Origin of the sequence: Nitratireductor mangrovi, from assembly GCF_007922615.2 — a bacterium.
Lineage (GTDB): Bacteria > Pseudomonadota > Alphaproteobacteria > Rhizobiales > Rhizobiaceae > Mangrovimarina > Mangrovimarina mangrovi.
Genome location: NZ_CP042301.2, coordinates 3,809,490 through 3,830,939, shown reverse-complemented (window position 1 = coordinate 3,830,939; position 21,450 = coordinate 3,809,490). Strand labels below are relative to the sequence as shown.

General features: G+C 65.6%; 26 protein-coding genes. 12 read left to right on the top strand and 14 right to left on the bottom strand.

The genetic code is table 11. The annotated features are described in order from the left end of the window. Positions 1–109: 109 nt before the first annotated feature. Both FQ775_RS18800 and FQ775_RS18795 read left to right on the top strand, forming a co-directional pair. Positions 110–532, top strand: a complete 423-nt coding sequence (locus tag FQ775_RS18800; RefSeq protein ID WP_146300467.1) for a metallopeptidase family protein — start codon at positions 110–112, stop codon at positions 530–532. Next, on the top strand, positions 529–993 hold the full coding sequence (locus FQ775_RS18795) for an NUDIX hydrolase (protein ID WP_146300466.1): 465 nt from the start codon (positions 529–531) through the stop codon (positions 991–993). Before FQ775_RS18800 ends, FQ775_RS18795 begins: the two co-directional genes overlap by 4 nt. Before the next feature lie 10 nt (positions 994–1,003). Here the strand turns inward: FQ775_RS18795 and FQ775_RS18790 are convergent, their stop codons facing one another. Continuing rightward, a complete protein-coding gene (locus FQ775_RS18790; RefSeq protein ID WP_146300465.1) occupies positions 1,004–1,210 on the bottom strand; it encodes a DUF1737 domain-containing protein in 207 nt (68 codons plus the stop codon). Between the two features lie 45 nt (positions 1,211–1,255). After that, positions 1,256–2,134: an HpcH/HpaI aldolase/citrate lyase family protein gene (locus tag FQ775_RS18785; RefSeq protein WP_146300464.1), complete on the bottom strand. Its 879-nt coding sequence runs from the start codon at positions 2,132–2,134 to the stop codon at positions 1,256–1,258. 107 nt (positions 2,135–2,241) lie between these two features. On the opposite strand from FQ775_RS18785, the gene FQ775_RS18780 reads away from it, so the two are divergent. From FQ775_RS18780 to FQ775_RS18755, 6 genes are all read left to right on the top strand, one after another. Further along, entirely contained in the window at positions 2,242–3,411 is a 1,170-nt protein-coding gene (locus tag FQ775_RS18780; RefSeq protein ID WP_146300463.1) for an NAD(P)/FAD-dependent oxidoreductase, read from the top strand. Positions 3,412–3,618: 207 nt separating this feature from the next. Continuing rightward, entirely contained in the window at positions 3,619–4,077 is a 459-nt protein-coding gene (locus FQ775_RS18775; protein WP_146300462.1) for a glyoxalase superfamily protein, read from the top strand. A gap of 106 nt (positions 4,078–4,183) precedes the next feature. Then, positions 4,184–4,789 carry a 3-isopropylmalate dehydratase small subunit gene (gene leuD / locus FQ775_RS18770; RefSeq protein ID WP_146300461.1) on the top strand — a complete coding sequence of 202 codons (606 nt, stop codon included), beginning with the start codon at positions 4,184–4,186 and terminating at the stop codon, positions 4,787–4,789. Between the two features lie 25 nt (positions 4,790–4,814). Beyond that, on the top strand, positions 4,815–5,060 hold the full coding sequence (locus tag FQ775_RS18765) for a DUF2798 domain-containing protein (protein WP_146300460.1): 246 nt from the start codon (positions 4,815–4,817) through the stop codon (positions 5,058–5,060). 72 nt (positions 5,061–5,132) lie between these two features. After that, a complete protein-coding gene (locus FQ775_RS18760; RefSeq protein ID WP_146300459.1) occupies positions 5,133–5,951 on the top strand; it encodes an Ivy family c-type lysozyme inhibitor in 819 nt (272 codons plus the stop codon). 13 nt (positions 5,952–5,964) lie between these two features. After that, positions 5,965–6,357 (top strand): hypothetical protein, encoded by a 393-nt coding sequence (locus FQ775_RS18755; protein WP_206064778.1) that lies wholly within the window; start codon positions 5,965–5,967, stop codon positions 6,355–6,357. A 13-nt stretch (positions 6,358–6,370) separates the two neighbouring features. Here the strand turns inward: FQ775_RS18755 and FQ775_RS18750 are convergent, their stop codons facing one another. After that, on the bottom strand, positions 6,371–7,348 hold the full coding sequence (locus tag FQ775_RS18750) for a M23 family metallopeptidase (protein WP_146300458.1): 978 nt from the start codon (positions 7,346–7,348) through the stop codon (positions 6,371–6,373). A 126-nt stretch (positions 7,349–7,474) separates the two neighbouring features. Here FQ775_RS18750 and leuB point away from each other — a divergent pair, with 126 nt between their 5' ends. Continuing rightward, positions 7,475–8,584, top strand: coding sequence for a 3-isopropylmalate dehydrogenase (gene leuB, locus FQ775_RS18745; RefSeq protein WP_146300457.1), 1,110 nt, complete (start codon positions 7,475–7,477; stop codon positions 8,582–8,584). Between the two features lie 9 nt (positions 8,585–8,593). Here leuB and FQ775_RS18740 read toward each other — a convergent pair whose 3' ends face one another. The 4 genes from FQ775_RS18740 to FQ775_RS18725 form a co-directional block, all read right to left on the bottom strand. Next, positions 8,594–9,247 carry a DUF805 domain-containing protein gene (locus tag FQ775_RS18740; protein ID WP_146300456.1) on the bottom strand — a complete coding sequence of 218 codons (654 nt, stop codon included), beginning with the start codon at positions 9,245–9,247 and terminating at the stop codon, positions 8,594–8,596. Positions 9,248–9,323: 76 nt separating this feature from the next. Further along, positions 9,324–11,165: a carboxyl transferase domain-containing protein gene (locus FQ775_RS18735; protein WP_146300455.1), complete on the bottom strand. Its 1,842-nt coding sequence runs from the start codon at positions 11,163–11,165 to the stop codon at positions 9,324–9,326. A gap of 75 nt (positions 11,166–11,240) precedes the next feature. Further along, a complete protein-coding gene (locus tag FQ775_RS18730; protein WP_146300454.1) occupies positions 11,241–11,708 on the bottom strand; it encodes a DUF6644 family protein in 468 nt (155 codons plus the stop codon). 12 nt (positions 11,709–11,720) lie between these two features. Further along, positions 11,721–12,110 carry a DUF6152 family protein gene (locus FQ775_RS18725; RefSeq protein ID WP_146300453.1) on the bottom strand — a complete coding sequence of 130 codons (390 nt, stop codon included), beginning with the start codon at positions 12,108–12,110 and terminating at the stop codon, positions 11,721–11,723. A gap of 145 nt (positions 12,111–12,255) precedes the next feature. On the opposite strand from FQ775_RS18725, the gene FQ775_RS24130 reads away from it, so the two are divergent. Then, positions 12,256–12,381, top strand: a complete 126-nt coding sequence (locus FQ775_RS24130) for a hypothetical protein (RefSeq protein WP_256378194.1) — start codon at positions 12,256–12,258, stop codon at positions 12,379–12,381. Between the two features lie 101 nt (positions 12,382–12,482). Next, entirely contained in the window at positions 12,483–13,517 is a 1,035-nt protein-coding gene (locus FQ775_RS18720; RefSeq protein ID WP_146300452.1) for an aspartate-semialdehyde dehydrogenase, read from the top strand. A gap of 35 nt (positions 13,518–13,552) precedes the next feature. Here FQ775_RS18720 and FQ775_RS18715 read toward each other — a convergent pair whose 3' ends face one another. From FQ775_RS18715 to FQ775_RS18685, 7 genes are all read right to left on the bottom strand, one after another. Beyond that, positions 13,553–14,740 carry a M24 family metallopeptidase gene (locus FQ775_RS18715; protein ID WP_146300451.1) on the bottom strand — a complete coding sequence of 396 codons (1,188 nt, stop codon included), beginning with the start codon at positions 14,738–14,740 and terminating at the stop codon, positions 13,553–13,555. 164 nt (positions 14,741–14,904) lie between these two features. Next, positions 14,905–15,357, bottom strand: coding sequence for a 30S ribosomal protein S16 (gene rpsP / locus FQ775_RS18710; protein WP_146300450.1), 453 nt, complete (start codon positions 15,355–15,357; stop codon positions 14,905–14,907). A 40-nt stretch (positions 15,358–15,397) separates the two neighbouring features. After that, complete coding sequence (locus FQ775_RS18705) at positions 15,398–15,733, bottom strand: chorismate mutase (protein ID WP_146302010.1); 336 nt, start codon at positions 15,731–15,733, stop codon at positions 15,398–15,400. Between the two features lie 23 nt (positions 15,734–15,756). Then, complete coding sequence (ffh, locus tag FQ775_RS18700; RefSeq protein ID WP_146300449.1) at positions 15,757–17,331, bottom strand: signal recognition particle protein; 1,575 nt, start codon at positions 17,329–17,331, stop codon at positions 15,757–15,759. Positions 17,332–17,626: 295 nt separating this feature from the next. Beyond that, positions 17,627–18,109 (bottom strand): YHS domain-containing (seleno)protein, encoded by a 483-nt coding sequence (locus tag FQ775_RS18695; RefSeq protein WP_146300448.1) that lies wholly within the window; start codon positions 18,107–18,109, stop codon positions 17,627–17,629. Between the two features lie 111 nt (positions 18,110–18,220). Then, positions 18,221–19,156, bottom strand: a complete 936-nt coding sequence (locus FQ775_RS18690; RefSeq protein WP_206064777.1) for an AraC family transcriptional regulator — start codon at positions 19,154–19,156, stop codon at positions 18,221–18,223. An 82-nt stretch (positions 19,157–19,238) separates the two neighbouring features. Next, positions 19,239–20,477, bottom strand: a complete 1,239-nt coding sequence (locus FQ775_RS18685; protein ID WP_146300446.1) for a flavin monoamine oxidase family protein — start codon at positions 20,475–20,477, stop codon at positions 19,239–19,241. Positions 20,478–20,626: 149 nt separating this feature from the next. Here FQ775_RS18685 and FQ775_RS18680 point away from each other — a divergent pair, with 149 nt between their 5' ends. Continuing rightward, entirely contained in the window at positions 20,627–21,445 is an 819-nt protein-coding gene (locus FQ775_RS18680; protein WP_146300445.1) for a lytic murein transglycosylase, read from the top strand. Positions 21,446–21,450 lie beyond the last annotated feature (5 nt).

Here is a 21,450-nt window from a genome sequence, read left to right as displayed (position 1 = left end):
ATTTATTCCTTGCCGTGCCGGTCCGCGACCCCTGCACCCGGCGCGCGAAGGCGCGTTCCCCTCGAAAGCGCCGGCGCAAAAGGCTATATGGCCGCCAAAGGAACAGGAAATGGCACGCATATATTCGACCCGCGCCTGGCACGACCAGCTCTCGCCGTCGATGGACGAACTGGAGCTACTGGCGCTGGAAGCCTATGCCCATCTGCCGGAGACATTCCGCCAGCTGACCGGCGAGATCGTCATCCAGATCGCCGAATTTCCGACCGAAGACATCATGGACGACCTGTCGCTGGAGACGCCGTTCGATCTTCTCGGGCTGTTCGAGGGCCGCGGCATCGCCGAACGCTGGAACCCGGCGACCGGCGAGGGACCGAACCGCATCACGCTCTACCGGCGGGCGATCCTCGACTACTGGGCCGAAAACGAGGAAACGCTGGGCGACATCGTCACCCATGTGCTGATCCACGAACTCGGCCACCATTTCGGCCTGTCTGACGAGGACATGGAGAAGATCGAAGAAAGCGTGGCATGACGACGCTCCGCCGCCCCCGGCCCGCGGCTCGGCTGTTCGTCATCGGACCGGACGACCGGCTGCTCCTGTTCCGCTTCGTCTACCGCTCCGGTCCGCAGGCAGGGTTTTCCTTCTGGGCGACGCCCGGAGGCGCACTCGATCCCGGCGAAAGCTTTCAACAGGCGGCACGCCGCGAGCTTTACGAGGAAACCGGCCACGATGTTGCCATCGGTCCGCAGGTTTATGCCCGGATCAACGATTTTGATCTCCCGGACGGCACGCCGGTCCGGGCAGAGGAACGCTTTTTCCTGGTCAAGCTCGATCACCACCGCATCGCCGGCGACAATCCGGACGCGTTCGAAAGCGAGATGATTGCCGGCTGGCGCTGGTGGAGCGCTCCCGAGTTGGTCGAAACCGCCGAGACGGTCTTCCCCGAAGAGCTTGCCGAACTCATGCCGGGGCTCGTTGCGCGGCGCGCATGATCGACCGGGCCTAATAATCGCCGAGCTTCATCGCGGGATCGTAGTCCTTTCCCTCGACATCCTTCACCACGGCCTGGCCGCAGCGCATGGTCTTCGTCTCCGGGTCGAAGGCATAGCTCGGCGAGCCGAACAGGTGCCAGCCCTTGTCCAGGGCCGCGGACACCTTGTGGCAGAAGCTAGAATCGTCGGGTCCGGTGAGAAAACGGTAGAGTTTCATCTTGTCCTCACGAGCTTTCCTTGCGGGCAGGATATGCCATTCGGCTCACGCCTGACCGCGGCCGGCGCGCGCCAGCAGTTTCCTCGCCTGGTCCAGATGCAGGCGCTCGATCATGCGGCCATCGGCCTGGATCACGCCCTTGCCGGCGTTTTCGGGTGTGGCAAACGCCGCGACGATCCGTTCGGCCTCGGCGACCGCGTCACCGGAAGGTGAAAAGGCGGCATTGGCCGCCCCGATCTGCGCCGGGTGGATCAGGGTCTTGCCGTCGAAGCCCATTGCCGCGCCTTGCAGGCACTCGCGGGCGAAGGCGTCGAGGTCGCGGAAATCATTGCTGACCCCGTCGAGAGCGTCGAGGCCGCCGGCGCGGGCGGCGAGCACGATCTGCAACAGCCACGGAACCAGCCATTGCCGACCGCCGGCAGGCGATATCCCGGTTTCCTTGACGAGGTCGTTGGTTCCGACCACCAGACAGGCAAGCCTGGCGCCGCGGTCGCGGCCAAGCTCGGCGATCGGGCCGAGGTTCAGAACGGCGCGCGGCGTTTCCACCATCGCCCACAGCGCCAGCTCGGGAGGCACCTCGGCGGCATCCAGAATGTCGTTGGCCTCCAGGATGTCGCCAGGCGTGTCGACCTTGGGCAGAAGGATCGCGTCCGGCCTCAGGGCGCGGGCGGCCTCGAGATCGTCCCGGCCCCACTCGCCGGCAAGCGCGTTGATGCGGATGACGAACTCCTTGTCCGCGCGCCCGGCCTCGGAAAGGAAGCGGACAAGCGAGCGCCGAGCGGTCACTTTCTCCTCCGGCGCGACGGCGTCCTCGAGGTCGAAAATCACGGCGTCACAGGCGAGGCTCGCGATCTTGGCGAGCGCCTTGTCATTGGTCGCGGGCACATAAAGGACGGAACGGCGCGGGCGGGGAGCGGTTTGCATCGCTCCTAGATGACGTCCCGGCAGGATGCTTGCAAGCGGAACCGCACCTGTCCCTTGCGGCCGGGCGTCCGATCCTGCACGGATGCGATGATCGCAAGGAGATTCGCGTGAAACGCTATGACATCGTCATCGTTGGCGGCGCCATCGTCGGCAGTTCCATCGCATGGTACCTGCGCGAGGAGGGCTTTGCCGGAACGATCGCGCTGATCGAACGCGATCCGCAATTCACGCAGGCGGCGACGACACTCTCCTGCGCCTCGATCCGGCAGCAGTTCTCGATCCCGGAAAACATCCGCCTGTCGCAATTCACGCTCGATCTGTTTCGCCGGCTGAAGGATGAGTTCGGCCCGGACGCCGACATCGGGTTCAAGGAAAAAGGATACCTGATCCTCGCTTCGGAAGACGGGTTGCCGATCCTCGCAGCCAATCACGAGGTTCAACAGGCCGAGGGCGCGGACATCGTGCTGGAGGATGCCGCGACACTGGCGCGCCGCTTTCCGTGGCTTTCACCCGAGGGTGTCGCCGCCGGCGCTTTCGGAAGAAGCGGCGAGGGCTGGTTCGACGCACATGCACTGCTGATGCTGTTGAGAAAGGCACTGCGTGGCAAGTCGGTTGATTTCATCCAGGCGGCGGTCACCGGAATCGAGCGCAACGGCGACTGCATCGAGGGGGTCGTGCTCGACAACGGCGAACGAGTAACCGCTGGGACCGTCGTCAATGCCGCCGGGCCGGCGGCGGGCAGACTTGCCACGATGGCGGGCCTGTCGTTGCCGGTCGAGCCACGCAAACGCACTGTCTTCGTCTTCGAGGCGCGCGAACGCTACGAGGACATGCCGCTGATCGTCGATCCGAGCGGTATCTATGTCCGCCCGGAAGGTTCGGTCTACATCACCGGCGGAGCCGAGACGGCGGCCACCGACGCGCCGGCCGAGCCGGGCGACTTCGATCCCGACTGGGCACTGTTCGAGGATGTGATCTGGCCGACGCTGGCAACCCGCATTCCCGCTTTCGAAGCCATCAAGCTGCAGCGCGCCTGGGCAGGGCATTACGACTACAACACGCTCGACCAGAATGCGGTCGTCGGTCCGCATCCGGATGTCGGCAACTTCCTTTTCGCCAACGGCTTTTCCGGGCATGGCCTGCAACAGGCGCCGGCCGTCGGCAAGGCGCTGGCGGAACTGGTGGTTCATGGCGGCTACCGCACGGTCGATTGCTCTGCCTTTGGCTATGGACGCATCACCGCCGGGCGTCCGTTCCGCGAACTCAACGTGATCTGATCCTGCGGTCGGGCGCCGATTGACCTTTTGCCGGCGAGTGCCTATCTGAGCCGCTCGAAAGGGCCGGAAGCCCCTGCCGCCCGCGGCGAAAGCCATGGTGAAGCTTCCGATCAGACATCGTTTCCCTGTCGATGCGACGGCCGGAACGGCAAGGCGGGCCCCCGTGACCAGTAGCCGGTCGCAGACAAGCGATAGGAGACAACGGTGATGGCGACATCCACCGACTACAAGACGCATGCCCGGCGCCTGCGCGAGGCGCTTGCCGCCGACGGCATGACAATCTCGCACGGCAAGGCACTGGAACTGGTCGCCCGCCAGCACGGCGTGCGCGACTGGAACACGCTGGCCGCCGCCCGCAAGGAGAACGGGTCAGCGCCCGCCGACAAGCCTGAAAGCCGCCCCGCTGCTCCGTTCGCGGTTGGCGAGCGGGTGGAGGGCCGCTTCAACGGCCGGCCAGCGCAGGGCCGCGTGATCGGACTTTCGGAGACGATCAAGCCCGACCTGTGGCGCGCCACCGTGGCGTTTGACCCGCCGGTCGACGTCGTGACGTCGGAGCTGTTTTCGTCCGAGCGCCGCCGCATCACCATGATCGTCGGCACCGACGGCCGCTCGCGGCGGCTGACGGGAACGGAAACCGGTGTCATGGCGCTGCAGCGGGTTTCCTGAGCCATTGAAGGGCGGCGTGGCGTGCACAGCGCCGCCCTTTGATTTGACGCGCGGTTGCGTATAAAGCGGTCGTCAAAGAAATCCGGGAGAAAAGACGGGCGAGCACATGGACAAATTCACCACCCTGACCGGCGTCGCCGCGCCATTGCCGATCGTCAATGTCGACACCGACATGATCATTCCCAAGGATTACCTGAAGACGATCAAGCGCACCGGGCTCGGCAAGGGTCTGTTCGCCGAGATGCGCTACAATGAGGACGGTTCGGAAAACCCCGATTTCGTGCTCAACAAACCCGCCTATCGCGGCGCGAAGATTCTGGTTGCCGGCGACAATTTCGGCTGCGGGTCGAGTCGCGAACATGCGCCATGGGCCTTGCTTGATTTCGGCATCCGTTGCGTGATCTCGACGTCCTTCGCCGACATTTTCTACAATAACTGCTTCAAGAACGGCATCCTGCCGATCAAGGTCAGCCCGGAGGACCTCGAAAAGCTGCTCGACGACGCCGAGCGCGGCGCCAACGCCACCATCACCGTCGACCTCGAAACCAAGGAAATCCGTGGCCCCGACGGCGGCGTTGTGACATTCGACCTCGACGAGTTCCGTCGCCATTGCCTCCTCAACGGTCTCGACGATATCGGTCTGACCATGGAAAAGGCGCCGTCGATCGCGGCCTTCGAGGAAAAGCTCGCCGACGCGCGTCCCTGGACCTGAGGCCCCGCGGAGGTCGAGCATCTCGATGAAACCGTTTGTGCCCAAGCGGCTGGAGCCGATCGCGTTCGGTCTGCTCCTGTCGGGGCTGATGTCGTTCATCGTCTCCGGTCTTTCGACCGCAATCGCGCGGGGAATCGCCGCCACCTTCGCCGGCTACTGGCTGGCGGCATGGCTGCCGTCCTGGGCGATCGCCTTTCCGGCCGTGCTGTTCGTCGCTCCGCTGGTGCGGCGCATTCTCCGCCGGATTGTCATCGAAAACGCGGCCGGCTGAAGGACGAACGGACGGGGTGATGGCGGATTGATTTGCCGCTAAGCTGCCGGTCGTTTCGATCCGGAGGTTGCGATGATTTTTTCCAATCGTCTTGCTGCGGCAATACTGGCAGCCGTTATGGCGAGTTCCCTGGCCTTCGCGCAGGACGATCGCCAGGAGGTCGATTTCGCCGGCGGCACGCTGAGTGTTGCCAAGGACGGCTGGGAGCGTGTGCTCTCCTTCGACGGACGCGAACTTCATCGGGCCTACTTCATCGGCGTCGATCGCATCGTCACCGTGCAGGAAACCGACGTGGCGATCTTCGAGGCGGGCAATGGCGGCAATGCCTGCGGCGCCTATCCGATCATGGTCTGGCAGCGGGAAGACGGCGATATCGAAACCGCGATCACCGGCGAGGATTGCGGGGCGCCATCGCCGGCGGTGGCCAATGACCGCATCTACTTCGTGCCCTATCTGCGGCCCGGCGAGGAAACCACGATGCAGGCCTGGACGCCGGATGACGGCTTCCAGACGGCAGGCACGATCGCCTTTGCCCCCCAGACCGGAACCGACTGGTCGACATTCGACGCACAAGCGATCGGCCACCCGATCGATCTCTTCCGCAACGCCGCGATCTATCGGGCGGCGGAAGCCCTGCTTGGCGAGGAACTGTTCTCGGTCGCAACGGGGCTGCTGGTTGCCGGTGCGCCGGAGGTCGACGCGGAGGGCCTTCTGACCGCTCAGGGCTGCGTGCCGCATGCATGCGGCGCGGCGGATACCTTCATCGTCGTCGATCCGCGCAACGAAAAACTCTATTTCGCGCAAAAGCAGCCGGAGCCCCAACCGCGCCTGTGGCCCGCGCGCTGGCCCGACGCGCTTCTTGCCAAACTGCCCGCCGACTTTCGCCCCTAGGCAAACAAAGCCCATGGACAAGGAACCTCGACACCATTGCCCGGGATGCGGGGCGGCGCAGGATCGCTTCGACCGCTACCCGTGGTATTTCTGCCAAGAGTGCCTGCTGCGGGCCGAAGATGCCGAGGGGCGCCGGCTCGTCTTCGGCAACGTCTCGTTTTCCGGCGGGCTCATGTGGGCCTACGCCGACGAACCGGCACGCTACGACGACAAGGCGCTGGGCGTGGTCTGCCTCATCGACACGCGGCCCGTCCTCGTGCACGAGGCCCGTTTCGGGGGCGTCGTTGCCGAACCGCTGACCCGCTCGGAGCCGAGGGGCAAGAATGATCGCGAGGTCGTGCTCACCCACGGCAACGCGATCGCGCAGGCGCGAAGCCGGCTCAAAGGGCACGGCCAAGGCCGGTAGCGAAAGCGCCGCCCTATTCGATCGTCACCGTCGCCGACCTTTCGAAGATCGGCACGCCATCGCGGATAAGTTCGGCCGAAACGCGGTAACCGCCCGGTGCTGGCCTGCCGCGCTTCCCCGCATAGGCCGAATAATCAGCCTTGTGGCGGTCCGCCGGCTCGGTGGTCTGCCGGGCCAGAATGTTGCCATCGGGAGTGATCACCGTCAGCCGGATCCGGTCGCCGAGACGCAGGTTGGAAAACCACGCCCAGCCGACCGTTGCGCCCGAGCTCGGCGTTGCTGACGGCGGCGGGCCGTGAGCGGTCAGGGCCGCGTGATCGACGACATCTCCGGCAAGGCCGAGCGCCAGCACGCTCGTCACCCCCTCGGCAAGAGCGCGGGCGATGGCGGGCTTGAAAAGTGACGCCGCCAGGGATGGGTCGTCGCCGCAGCCGGCGCCGAGTGCGCGGCCGGTGAGCGGATCGATTTCGACGCCGTCCTTGCGCACCGCGACGTGGACGTGCGGAAACTGCGCCATGCCGGAGGCGCCGATCGCGCCGAGCCGGTCGCCGCTTGCGACCCGATCGCCCGGCTTCACCGCGACGCTGTTCATGCGCAGGTGGCAATATTGCGTTTCGAAGCCGCCGTCATGCGCCATGACGATGCCGTTGCCGCATTCGCGACCGGCTGCCGCCTGGCGATCGCGGTCGGTGGTCACGAGGCGGTCGGTAACGCCGTCGCGCACCCGCAGAACGCGGCCGGGGGCCATCGCCAGGACCGCGACGTCGGCTGCGATGTCTTCCATGGAGAGAAGGCGGATGTCGGTGCCCTTGTGGCCGTCATAGGTCGCCGCGCCACAGAGCGGGTCGACGGTGCCGGGGCCGGGATCCATGTCGGCGAACTGCTGCAGAAAACAGGTTTCGCCGATCACGCAGTCGGCAGGCATGTCAAGCTCGAGCGCCACGGCCGACGTGGCGCTGGCGAAAATCAGAACTGCCAGGAGTTGTCGCATGCATCGAGCCTATCAGTTGCGGGCGCCGTTCGTCGCGTTCGGCCGCGGCGAGTGCGATTCGCCTTGCGAACCCCTCCCGCTGCCGTTAGCAAAGCCGCACTCCGTGGCAATCAGAAGGCTATCTCCATGACGCGCAAACTCCTGCTTCTTCCCGGCGACGGCATCGGCCCCGAGGCGATGGCGGAGGTGCGCAAGCTGATCAGCGCGATGAACGAGCGGTTCTCGTCCGGCTTCGAGGTCGAGGAGGGCCTGGTTGGCGGGGCGGCCTACGACGCGCATGGCCAGGCGATCTCGGATGCGGACATGGCCAAGGCGCTTGCCGCCGACGCCGTGCTGTTCGGCGCGGTCGGCGGGCCGAAATGGGACGGCGTACCCTATGAGGTGCGTCCCGAAGCCGGCCTCCTGAGGTTGCGCAAGGAAATGGAGCTTTTCGCCAATCTGCGCCCGGCCATCTGCTATCCGGCGCTCGCGGCATCCTCCTCGCTCAAGCAGGAGGTCGTCGAGGGCCTCGACATCCTGATCGTGCGCGAACTCACCGGCGGGGTCTATTTCGGCGAGCCCAAGGAGATCATCGATCTCGGCAACGGCCAGAAACGCGGCATCGACACGCAGGTCTACGACACCTTCGAGATCGAGCGCATTTCGGGCGTCGCCTTCGAGCTGGCCCGCACGCGGCAGAACAAGGTGTGCTCGATGGAAAAGCACAATGTGATGAAGTCGGGCGTGTTGTGGAAGGATGTCGTCGCAGCGACGCACAAGGCGAAATATTCCGATGTGGAGCTTACCCACATGCTGGCCGATGCCGGCGGCATGCAGCTGGTGCGCTGGCCGAAACAGTTCGACGTCATCGTCACCGACAACCTGTTCGGCGACATGCTGTCGGACGTGGCGGCGATGCTTACCGGCTCGCTGGGCATGCTGCCTTCGGCCTCGCTGGGCGCGCCCGATGCCAAGACGGGCAGCCGCAAGGCGCTTTACGAGCCCGTGCATGGCTCGGCACCGGACATTGCCGGCAAGGGACTGGCAAACCCGATCGCCATGATCGCCTCCTTCGCCATGTGCCTGCGCTACTCCTTCAGCATGATCGCCGAGGCTGACCGGCTGGAGGCGGCGGTCGCGGCCGTGCTCGATGACGGGCAACGCACCGCCGACATCATGTCGGACGGCAAGACGCAGCTTGGCACCGGGGCGATGGGCGACGCGATCCTCGAGAAGTTCCTGGCGCTTTCGGCCTGAGGCCGACGCTCAGGACGGGACCGGACCCCACCGGTTGTCGTTCTTCTGCGAGGGGATCAGGCAGAAGACGAGGATGATGAGGTTGCCGACGGTCGGGATGAAGCCGAGCAGGATGAACCATCCCGACAGGCCGATATCGTGCAGCCGGCGGATCGTCACTGAAAGCGACGGCAGGATGAGCGCCAAAAGCAGGACGCTCGTCAGGCCGATGGTGAGAACGGGTTCGTCGCTGTCGAGATTGCCGACCATGGCGTCGACGATCAGCCCGCCGAAGATGGCGACGACCAGAAACAGGAACATGAACAGGGCAAAACCCCAATACTCGCGGCGCGGCGCGCGGCCGGAAAAGCGCAGATAGTTGCCGGTCACGCAGGCAAGGAAGTGACCGAACAGCGAGCGCCGGCCTTGTTGGGGTGCATCGGCTGCGACCTCGCCATCGATCGGCGCGGCGACATGTGCCGGCGCGGCCGGCGCCCCCGCGCCCCCGGTCACGATCACCTCGTGCGCGCGGTTGCCCTCGGTGGTGAATTCGACGGCGACGCCCTTGACGGGGCGGGAGGGCGTCGCAAGGTCGGCGCTGGCGAAGTGATAGCGGTTGCCGTCATCGCCGTTGATGAAGCCGATGCCGCGTTCGGCGTCGAAATAGAGCACTTCCCCACGCATGCCTGCTGCCCATGGTCGCCAATGTCGGGCGCCAGTTTCCGCCCCGCAGGCGGGATGTCAACGTCGCGGGTCGCGGTTACCAGGCATCGATGAAGCGCGGAGCCGGCCCGGAACCAGCCCTTCCTGGCGAAGAAAGGGCGCGGAGTACCCAGCGGCGGGTCTCCGCGGGATCGATGACCGCGTCGAATTCGACCAGGCTCGCGGCGTTGGCCGCCTTGCCGCGTTCATAGGCACGGGCGACCAGCTTGTCGAAGAGCGCCTTGCGCTTGTCTTCATCTTCGATTGCGGCCAGTTCGGTGCGGGCGCCCAACCGCACCGCACCCTCAAGTCCCATGGCGCCGACTTCGCCTGTCGGCCATGAGACCGTGAAGCGCGAGCGATGGAAGCTGCCGCCGGCCATTGCCTGCGCGCCGAGGCCGTAGCCCTTGCGCAGGATGACCGTGCAAAAAGCGCCGCGGAAATTCGCGCCGGCGAGGAAGAGCCGGCCGGTGTGGCGGACCTGGGCCTGGGCCTCGATCTCTGGTCCGACCATGAAGCCGGGTGTGTCGCACAGTGACAGCATCGGCAGACCGAATGCGTCGCAAAGCTGCAGGAAGCGGGCGGCCTTGTCGCAGGCCTCGGGGTCGATCGCCCCGCCGAGATGCAGCGGGTTGTTGGCGATCAGCCCGAGCGGCTTGCCGGCAATGCGGATCAGCGCCGTCACCATGCCGGGGCCGAAGCCGGCGCGCATTTCGAGCACCGAACCGCTGTCGGCGAGCGTTTCGATCACCTTGCGGATGTCGTAGGCGAGTTGGCGGTCCTCCGGCACGGCGACGCGCAGATGGTCTTGGTCGGACGTCGTCCACTCGGCCAGTTGGCCCTGGAAGTAGCCGAGATATTTCTTGGCCACCGCGACGGCTGCCGCCTCGTCCTCGACCAGAAGATCGGCGACGCCGTTCTTCCATTGCGCTTCTGCCGCCCCGATCGATTCGGGCTCGAAACGACCCAGGCCGCCGCCTTCGATCATGGCCGGGCCGCCCATGCCGAGATTGGCGTCGCGGGTCATGATGACGAGATCGGCGCAACCGGCGAAGGCGGCGTTGCCGGCAAAGCAGCGGCCGGCAACGATCGCGACCCGTGGTGCGCGACCCGAAAGCTGGGCGAAACGGTAGAAACTCGGCACGTCGAGGCCGGAAAAGCTGATGTCGGAAAGATCGACATCGTTGGGCCGGCCTCCACCGCCTTCTGCGAAGACCACCAGCGGGATCGGGTCGTCACGCAGGACGCCGAGCAGGCGATCGATCTTCTTGTGGTGGAAGTAGCCCTGTGTGCCGGCCATGACGGTGTAGTCGACCGCCATGACGGCGCATGCAGAGGCCACCTCGCCGAAGAGCCCCGCATTGACCGTGCCGATGCCTGTGATGATGCCGTCGGCGGGCGATTTTTCGCGCAGCGTCTCGATCGCGAACTTGCGCCGCTGCGCCGCCACTGCGAGTGCGCCATATTCAACGAAGCTGCCGGGGTCGACCAGATCGGCGAGATTGGCGCGGGCGGTGCGCATGCCCTTGGCCTGTCGGCGCGCGACAGCCTCGGACCGGGCGCTATCTTCCAGGGCCGCGTGCTTGTCGACGATGTCCTCGAGCAGGCGCGGTGTTGAGATTTCAGCCGAAGCCGTCCCGCCCTGACTGTCCGTGTTCTCCTCGGTCCGCCGCAGGCGAACGAGTATGGTGCCCGGCTCGAGGATGTCACCTTCGCGCGCGTTGACAGCGTCTATCAGGCCGCCAGCCGGCGCATGGAACTCCTGCCGCATCTTCATGAGTTCGGTGGTGGCGAGCAGTTGCCCGTTACCGACGCGGTCGCCGGCAGCAACGAGGATGGAGGTCACCACGGCCGACGTTTCCGACTTGATGTCGATCATGTCCTGCCTGTCGCCGGTCATGCGTCCCTCCCGTCTGTCTTGCCACGCCACCTTAGCCGGGATCGTGCACGTTTGAACGGTTTTTGGACCGCCTGATCAGAGAAAGCCGATGAACCGGCCGCAAATCAGGACGCCGAGCCAGAGCATGAGCGACAGTGCGGCCTGTGCGCGGACGGTCGCGCCGGGGTTGCTGTACGCCGACCGGGACGAGGCGAGCTGCCGTCGGAGCAGCAGCATGTTCAGCCCGGCGGCGAGGATCACGACCAGCTTGAGCAGAAAGGCGGGGTTGGCCACATATTCGCTGGCGCGGATGGTGAACATGGCAAGGCCGGTCGCCGCCGCGCCTGCAAAGCCGGCGAGTGCGAAACCGTGCAGCCGGCGCACGAAATCCTTCGTGTCGAATTCGCGCAGGAAACCGAGCAGGCGCAGGTCCATCAGCGCCACGGTGGTGATCAGGACGCCTATCGACAGGATGTGCGTTGCGTTGACCAGCGGATAAGCGACGAAAGACCGCTTGAGCGCGGCCACCGGCGGCAATCCCTCGATCCAGATCAGGAGATCCAAGGGGGCGTCAGCTCAGGACGGCGCGCGGTTCGGGTAGACGTCGTAGGTCTGGCCGTTGACGATGATGCGGACCGCCTTCATGCGCCTCTCGTTGGAGTCGAGCGAGCGGTTGCCGATCGCGGTCACCTCGTCGCCCGCCCTGGCGACATCCTCGGTGAAGCCGGCCGCGATGGTGCGCGACGGCGGCGCCAGTTCGACCCGCCAGATCTCGCCTTCGACATCGACATCAAGCGTGGCGTGCGGATTGCCGACATAGACGCCGGCAATGACGCCTTCGAGCTGGAAGAAGCCGTCCTCGGTCCACGACCAGCCATGATGGGCGAGCGCCGGATAGCCGGCAGCCAGGGCGAAAGCGCCAGCAGCGCCAGCCGCGATGATCAGCCTGCGGGAGATGGAACGCATGTGCTTGTCTCCTTTCAGGTTCCGCCCGCGTGGAACCTAGGCCGCCACCGCCTACCGTCAAATGAATTGAGGGTGATCGCCGCCGCACGTGCGATTGACTCTGCGGGCAGAACGGGTAGAAGCGATGCGTTTTGCGGAGCACGTCATGAGCAGCCCTGTTTCGGCAGCCCGACAGATGTCTGAGGCCGGTGTCGCCACCGGCGTCATCTCCTTGCGCGCTCTGTGCTTCACCTCGAAAACCCGGGCCAAAACGACCGCGACGACGGTCTGACCTTTCTCGGCCTTTCCGCCCTCCCCGGGTCTGGCCGGGGAAGCGCCCGCGGTGGCCGGCGGGTTCCTGAAAAGGACGGGGAGGCACAGGAGACAATCGAAATGGGTTTCAAGATTGCAGTCGCCGGCGCTACCGGGAATGTCGGCCGCGAAATGCTCAACATTCTCGAGGAGCGCGGCTTTCCGGCCGACGAGATCGTGCCGCTGGCGTCGCGGCGCTCGGTGGGTACCGAGGTTTCCTATGGCGACCGGACGCTGAAGGTGAAGGCGCTCGACAATTACGACTTCTCCGATACCGACATCTGCCTGATGTCGGCTGGCGGCAACGTGTCGAAGGAGTTTTCGCCGCGCATCGGCAGGCAGGGCTGCGTCGTCATCGACAATTCCTCGGCATGGCGCTACGACGCCGAGGTGCCGCTGATCGTGCCGGAAGTGAATCCCAATGCGGTCGACGGCTTTACGAAGAAGAACATCATCGCCAACCCCAATTGCTCGACCGCCCAGCTCGTGGTGGCGCTGAAGCCGCTACATGATGCGGCCGGGATCAAGCGCGTCGTCGTCGCCACCTACCAGTCGGTGTCCGGCGCCGGCAAGGAAGGCATGGACGAACTTTTCGAGCAGACGCGCGCGGTCTTTGTGGCCGACCCGGTCGAGGCGAAGAAGTTTACCAAGCGCATCGCCTTCAACGTCATCCCGCACTGCGACGTCTTCATGGAGGACGGCTCCACCAAGGAAGAGTGGAAGATGGTGGCCGAGATCAAGAAGATGGTCGATCCCAAGATCAAGCTGACCGCAACCTGCGTGCGCGTGCCGGTCTTCATCGGCCATTCCGAGGCGGTGAATGTCGAGTTCGAAAGGCCGATCACGGCCGAAGAGGCGCGCGAGATCCTGCGCGAGGCGCCGGGCTGCCTGGTCGTCGACAAGCACGAGGATGGCGGCTACGTCACCCCGCTGGAATCGGCGGGCGAGGACGCGACCTACATTTCACGCATCCGCGAGGATGTGACGATCGAAAACGGCCTCAGCATGTGGGTCGTTGCCGACAATCTGCGCAAGGGCGCGGCTCTCAACGCGGTGCAGATCGCGGAACTCCTGATCGCGCGCGGACTGATCACGCCCAAGAAGCAGGCGGCCTGATCAGGCCTCCGGATGGCGGGTCCTTTCCCAGAAGGTCAGTCCCGGCCGCGGTTCCAGCCGCGGCCGCGATCGCCGATCAGTTCGAAACCGTCTTCGGTCACGGCCACCGTGTCCTCCAGCTTGATGAAGCCGCGCGACGGGTGCAGCATGGTCGTCTCGACCGAGATCACCATGTTGGCTTCAAGCGGCCTGTCGGCGTCCACGCCTTCATAGGCCACCGGATGGTTGGTCATCAGGAACGGCGCCTCGTGGCTGATAAGCCCCATGCCATGAGCGAAGAAGTCGTTGCAGGCGGCGTTGGGCAGGGATTTCAGAACGCCGTCGGCGTGCGCGATCATGTCGGCGCCAGTGGCGCCGGCGCGAATCTTCGAGAACGCCGCCTGCTGCACCGTCTCGACCTCTTCGAGCAGGTCGCGAAGTTCGGAATCGGGCTCGCCGAGCACGCCCATGCGACACAGGTCACCGATATAGCCGTGATAGTTGCCGCCGGAATCGAGGGAGAGCACTTCACCCTTTCGCCAGGTTTGCGGTGAGACGGCGCGATTGTGGCTCGCGCCGACGGTGATCAGGCAATATTCGAACTGCAGGCCACGTTCGGTCTCCTCGCGGCGCAGCGCGTCGACCAGTTCGGCCTTGCTGGCCCCCTCGCCGTGGCCGGCAAAAACCGCCTGCATGGAATCGGTGATGAGCTCCGACGCCTTGCGCAGCCTGTCGAGCTCGGCCGGGGTCTTGATCGCACGAAGGCGCTCCAGAACCGAGGTGGCGTCGACGAAACGCGCGCCCTCGAGGCCAGAACGCAATGCATCGGCGGCATCGGACGGCAGGAAGGGCGGCTCGATGCCGATGCGGGCGCCGGCCTGGCCCAGCGCCTTAACGTGATCGATCGCTTCCGCCGCCGCGTCGACCGTTCCCCAGCAGGTCGTGCGCACCTTCGGCGTCCAGAACGGGTTGACCTGCTGCTCCATGCCCTCCATGCGGTTGCCGACATAGGCGGCGTTGCCGGGGCGGCCCTTTTGGTAGACGACAACCGGCAGGTAGCGGCTGTGGCCAATCGCCTCCATGGCGTGGAAGAAGATGTAGCGATAGCCGCCGAGCAGGTACTGGACGTTGTGCTTCGATGTCGCGAGCAAGACGTCGATGCCCGCTTCCTCCATCAGAGCATCAAGGCGCGCCTGATCGAATGGCGTGACGGCGCCCGTCGCGGCGGCCGGCTGGACGTTCATGAATTCCTCCCTCGGGAAGGCCGGCGCATGTGCCGGCAATCTGGTCCTACCAGATTGCCTCAACGATGCGGCGCGGGTCCAGAGGATTCTTCAGCCGGACGGCGCAAAATGCGAACGGCGGGCCCATGCCCGCCGTTCGAGATGCCCGGAAACGTCCGAAACGATCAGGACGTCGTCTCTTCCTTGTTTTCCGCTGCCGGCTCTTCGGCAGGCGCTTCCTCGGCCGGCGCAGCGGCAGCCTCCTCGACCGCGGCCTTTTCCTCGGCCAGCTTGGCGGCCAGTTCTTCCTCGGCCTGCTTGATCAGGGCCAGGCGCTCCTGCGCCTTCTTGCCCGGCTCGGCCTTTTGCGGGTTGTTGCGGGCGGGACGCTTGGCGAGGCCGGCGGCGTCGAGGAAACGCAGCACGCGGTCGGTCGGCTGGGCGCCGTTGTCGAGCCAGTGCTTGATGCGCTCCTCGTTGAGCTTCACGCGGTCGCCGTCCCTGGGCAGGGTCGGGTTCCACGAACCGACCTGTTCGATGAAGCGGCCGTCGCGCGGGCTGCGCACGTCGGCGATCACGACATGATAATAGGGGCGCTTCTTGGAGCCCGCGCGGGCCAGTCTGATCTTCAGTGCCATTTCATTTCTCCTGATGTCTCACTGATGGGTGCGGCCGGCATCAGCCGGCATTCTCGATGCCGGGGGCGGCGTTTGTGCCGCCTTCCCGGGCAATCATTTCATGGTGGCGGATCACTTCGCGCACGATGAAGTTCAGAAACTTCTCCGCGAAATCGGGGTCGAGCTGGGCGTCGCGGGCAAGCTGGCGCAGGCGGGCGATCTGCTCGGCCTCGCGCGTCGCGTCGGCGGGCGGCAGGCCGTGCTCGGCCTTGAGCACGCCGACCGCCTTGGTGCAGCGGAACCGCTCGGCCAGCATGTGGATCAGAGCGGCGTCGATGTTGTCTATCGAGGCGCGATAGCCGGCGAGGATCGCGCGCGCCTTCTCGGCATCGGACATCGTGGTCACTGGCGCTCCCCCGCTCATTTCTTCTTCGGCAAGCCCGGAAGGCCGCCGCCACCTATGCCGGGCAATCGCGGGCCGCCCGGCATGCCCGGCAATCCACCGCCACCGGGCAGGCCGGGAAGACCGCCGCCCTGGCCAAGACCTGCAGCTTCTGCCTGCTTCTTCAGCTGCTCGATCTGCTTGGGGTCCATCTTGGACAGGTCGGGCATGCCGCCCATGCCTCCGAGGCCACCAAGCCCCATCTTCGAGGCCATGCCGCCCATCATCTTCTGCATCATGCCGGCGCCTTTGCCCTTGCCGCCCATGGCCTTCATCATGTCGGCCATCTGGCGGTGCATCTTCAGAAGCTTGTTGATGTCGGCCGCGCTGGTGCCGGAGCCGGCGGCGATGCGTTTCTTGCGGCTGTGCTTCAGGATATCGGGATTGGCCCGCTCCTTCTTCGTCATCGACGAGATGATGGCGAGCTGGCGTCCGAACATCTTGTCGTCGAGCCCGGCGGCAGCGAGCTGGTCCTTCATCTTGCCCATGCCGGGCATCAAACCCATGATGCCGCCCATTCCGCCCATCTTCTGCATCTGGCGCAGCTGGTCGGCGAGATCGTTCAGGTCGAACTTGCCCGACTGCATCTTCTTCGCCATCGCCGCGGCCTTTTCCGCGTCGATGGTCTCGGCAGCCTTCTCGACGAGGCTGACGATGTCGCCCATGCCGAGGATGCGGTCGGCGATGCGCTTGGGATGAAACTCCTCCAGCGCGTCCATCTTCTCGCCGGTGCCGATCAGCTTGACCGGCTTGCCGGTGACGGCGCGCATGGAAAGCGCCGCGCCGCCACGGCCGTCGCCATCCATGCGGGTGAGCACCAGCCCGGTGAGCCCGACGCGCTCGTCGAAGGAGCGGGCGAGGTTGACGGCGTCCTGGCCGGTGAGAGAATCGGCGACCAGCAGGATCTCGTGCGGGTCCGACACCTTGCGGATGTCGGCCATCTCGATCATCAGCGGCTCGTCGATATGGGTGCGGCCGGCGGTATCGAGGATGACGACGTCGTGGCCACCGAGCTTGCCGGCCTGGACGGCGCGCCTGGCGATGTCGACCGGCGACTGGCCGGCGATGACCGGCAGGGTGGCGACGCTCACCTGCTCGCCGATCTGGCGCAACTGCTCCTGCGCGGCCGGGCGGCGCGTATCGAGCGACGCCATCAGCACCTTCTTGCCCTGGCGCTCGGTGAGCCGTTTGGCGATCTTGCCGGTGGTGGTGGTCTTGCCCGAGCCCTGCAGGCCGACCATCATGACGACCACGGGAGCCGGCGCGTTGAGGTCGATGGTTTCGCCTTCGGAGCCGAGCGTGGCGACGAGCTCGTCATGGACGATCTTGACCACCATCTGTCCGGGCTTGATCGACTTCAGGACCTCGGCGCCGACGGCTTTCTCGCGCACGCGGTCGGTGAAGGAGCGCACGACCTCGAGCGCCACGTCGGCCTCGATCAGCGCGCGGCGCACCTCGCGCAGCGCAGCCGAGACGTCGGCCTCCGACAGCGCGCCGCGGCCGGTGAGGCCGTTCAGGATCGAGCCAAGGCGTTCCTGCAGCGATTCAAACATCGTCCGTCCTTCTTTCTCCGGTCGTTACCGCCCAGAGAGGTAATGCGTCCGCGGCTGTTGTGAAACCGGAGCCCAAAGCCAAAAGCACCCGGGGGCGCATCGCGCTGCCGGGTGTTGACCTCCGGGATCGCTGTTCGCCCTTTGTGGGCGTTCGTCCCGGTCGGCTGCTCGGAGTTGTCACTCGTCGCGGAATTTGCGCCGGATAGACAGGAAAGCGGCAGAAGAGTCAAGCAAAAGCGCTGGAGGACGCGATGGGAGGGCCGGCCGCCGTGTGGCACGGCTGCCGGCCCTGGCGTCAGAGTTCCCCGGCCGCCTTGCCGCGAATGTCGGTCCAGTTGCGGTCGGCCTTTTCGATAGCGCCGGCGACGTCCTTGTTGAAGGTGTCGCTGATCTCCTCGTTGAGGTTCAGGTAGAGCCTGCCGTCGGCGACCTTCCAGAAGTTGGGATCGCCGTCGAATTTCTTGCCGACCGAGACGCCATAGGCGCAGAAACCGCCATATTGCGGCAGGTATTTCGCCGGGTCGGCCTCAAACATTGCCAGATGCTCGGCATTGGCGAAGCGGTAGGCCGCGCCGTCATGGACATGCACGAGACTGTCGGACCCGCGCATGGGCTTGCCTTCGGTGAAATAGGCGACGGGATCGTAGCCATGGACGGCAAGCGGCGCACCGGCGATCGAAAGGCCGGGCACGACATTGAGTTCGTCGGCGGCAAAAGCCGGCGCGGCGCCGAGGAGGGCCGACAGCGCCAGCGCTCCGGCGAGAATCTTGAGGGACATGCGAATACTCCTTGGTTGTTGGGACGCGGCGAGGCCGCGACCGCAACTTCCAGCAAAGAACGGACGACAAGCAATCTCTATGCCCGATATCCGGCATCCGCGCACGATCTTTCAGACGATCTGCATAGCGGCGCCGTCGCGCCTGACCTGGCTCGGCGTCAGCCCGTAACGCTCGGCAAAGGCGCGCGCGAAGGCAGCCGGCGAACGGTAACCGACGATCGCAGCCACGCGCTGTACCGGCTCGGGCGAGCGCTTCAGCAGCGACATTGCTTTCTGCAGGCGCAGTTCGGCGAGATAGGACATCGGCGCGCAGCCCATCATGGCGTTGAAGAGCTCGGCGAAGCGGCTGCGCGACATGCCGATTTCGCCGGCGATCTTTTCGATGGTCCATTCGGCCTCCGGTGCACGGTGCATCAGCGCCAGCGAACGCGAGATGCGCGGATCGGTCAGCGCTCCGACGACACCCTCGAGCGCGACGGCCTGGCCCGCGCATGCTTTCAGCGCCTCGACGAACATCGCTTCGGACAGGCGCTTGACCGAGGCGGCGCTGCCGGGCGCGCCAGAGAACATGCGCCGCGCAATCAGCCGCATGATGTCGTCGAGCCAGCTGTTCTGAGCCCGCATCTCGGCCGTGACGACCAGCATGTCCGGCAGGGCTTCGAACAGCGGATGACGGGTTTCCTCGGCGAAAGTGAAATGGCCGCAGACGAGTTGTGTCGGCCGGGCCACCGGATCGTCGCCACCGAACACCAGCACGCCGTCGCCAGAAAAGCCGGACTTCTTCACGACGCTGTCCAGTGCGACTGGTTCAGCGCCCTCGCGGTCGCTCAGGACATGGCCGGCGCCGTTGGGAATGATGACGAGATCGCCGGGGTCAAGCTGTGCCGTCGCCTTGTCGCCGACGGCGACCCAGCACCGGCCCTGGACGGCGAGGTGAAATCGGGCCGCCCGGCGCAGGGGCGGGACAGCCACCGACCAGGGGGGCGTGAACGAGGTGCGGAAATAAAGCGCACCGCGCAGTTCGATCAGGTCGAGGAGGTCACTCAACGGGTCCATATCATCGATGCCAATCGTCCGGTTTCATCGGACAAGTAGCATAGAGATTGCAGATGACGCCGCCTCCAGCCGATCACGTTCGCTTGAGCGCCGCCACCACGTCTTGCGCCACGGCTTCACCGGAGAGCCGCGCGCCGCCGCAGGTCTGGATCAGTGGCCCGGCCAGATGCTCGCCGGCGAAATAGAGCCGTTCTGCGATCGGCTGCCCCAGGGTCGCACGGGCTTTCGCCTTGCCGGGTCGGGCCGCGGCGTAGGCGCCGCGCACGAAACGTTCGGCGCCCCAATCGGTCATCATGGCGCGGCCGATGCGCTTGCGGACGTCATTGCCGAAAATGTCGCACAACCGGTCGGCGACGAAGTCGATGCCGGCCGCCTCGCCGGCAACCGACATTTCCCAGGCGAAGTCGCCGCCGATGAAGCCGACGAGCAGGTCGCTATCGAACGGGAAACACAGGAAGTAAAGGTCATGGCGGGCATGGCGCTCGATCAGCAGATCATCGAATGGCGACAGGCCAAAGCGCTCTCCTTTGATCTCGACCGGAATCTTGGTGAGCATGCCCATCGGAAGGTCGAAGACGGCTTCCTCGTACTCGGCCGGGAGGTCGGGCGTGAACGCGATCTCGCCATAGGCCAGCACCGCCGGCGAGCAGGTCAGGATGGCCGCGGCGGCGCGGATTGTGCCGCGATCGGTCTCCACCGCCACGCCCGGACCGTGCCAGCCGATGCGCCGCACGGGGGTCGAAAGTTCGACCGGGACGGCGGTGCCGAAACGGGCCACGAGTGCGCCAAAGCCCTCCCTGGTGAAATAGTTCGGATCGAGGTCGGCGGCGGCGCGGAAATCGGCAATCGAGATCTCGTCATCATCCTTGCCGAAATCCATCGGCCCCGAAAAGGTGGCGGCCGCGCGCACGGCATGGCCCTTGGCCAGCAGCGATGAAAGCCGGTCATCGTCCGAGCTGTGGCTTTCGAGCAGCGCCGACAGCGACGCCTCGGCCGCCTTCATCTGGGCTTCCTCTTCCTCGCTCGCCTTGCGCTTGCCGTAGTAGAGGTGGTCAATGTTCATGTCGTGGTGGAACAGCGTCCAGCCGGCAGCGCGCGCATCGTCGTAGTAGGGATTGCGGTCGGCAGCATGCAGCCAGGCGCAACCTATGTCGAAAGGGATGCCGAAATCTTCGTTCGAGGTCCAGGCGCGGCCGCCGATGCGGTCCATCGCCTCGAGGACGCGGAATGACACCCCCCGCGCCTGGAGTGCCCTGGCAGCCGCAAGACCAGCCGATCCGGCGCCGACGATCACCACATCGACGTCCGGCATTCGTGCAACCCCCCGTTAACCGGCCCAAGAATAGACTTGTTTTGAAACTAGCTCCATACTTTCATTTGACTTGCACGTCGCCTCGCACCTGAAATCCGAACGATGCGGGGCGGCCAAACGCTGGTCGAAACAGGCAACGGGAGAATCTCATGGCGTTGAGGTCGAAAGGCTTGCTGCTGGCGGCGGTCGTGGCCGCGAGCACCTTCGGAAGCGGGGCGGCCTGGGCCGCGCAATGCGGCAACAATGCCGGCGGGTTCGAAGCCTGGAAGCAGCAGATGACGGCGGAAGCGCGCTCCCGCGGAATCGGCCAGCGCGGCCTGTCGGCGCTGCAGGGCACGCGCTACGCGACGGCGACGATCCGCGCCGACCGCGGTCAGAAAAGCTTCAAATATTCGCTGAAGAAGTTCATGCAGGTGCGCGGCGCGTCGACGATCGCGAGCCAGGGCAAGCGCCTCAAGAAGCAGCATGCCAAGCTGTTCGCGAATCTCGAGCAGCGCTACGGCGTGCCGGCCGGGCCGCTGATCGCGATCTGGGGCATGGAGACCGCCTTCGGCAAGTTCCTCGGCAACTCCAACCTGCTCTCGGCAACCGCGACGCTTGCCTATGATTGCCGACGTTCGGACTTCTTCACCGGCCACCTGATGGCGGCGTTGACGCTTGTGGATCGCGGGGTGATCTCGGCGAGCACGACCGGCGCCAAGCACGGCGAACTCGGCCAGACGCAGTTCCTGCCCGGCAGCGTGCTTCGCTACGGCGCCGACGGGGACGGCAATGGCCGCCTCGATCTGGTGCGTTCGCGCGCCGACGCTCTGGCGTCGACAGCAAACTTCCTGCGCGCGCATGGCTGGCGCCGTGGTGCCGGCTACCAGCCGGGGCAGGCCAATTTTGGAGCCATCAAGGGCTGGAACGCGGCGAGCGTCTACCAGCAGGCGATCGCCATTATCGCCAAGCAGATCGACGACGGCTGAGCGCC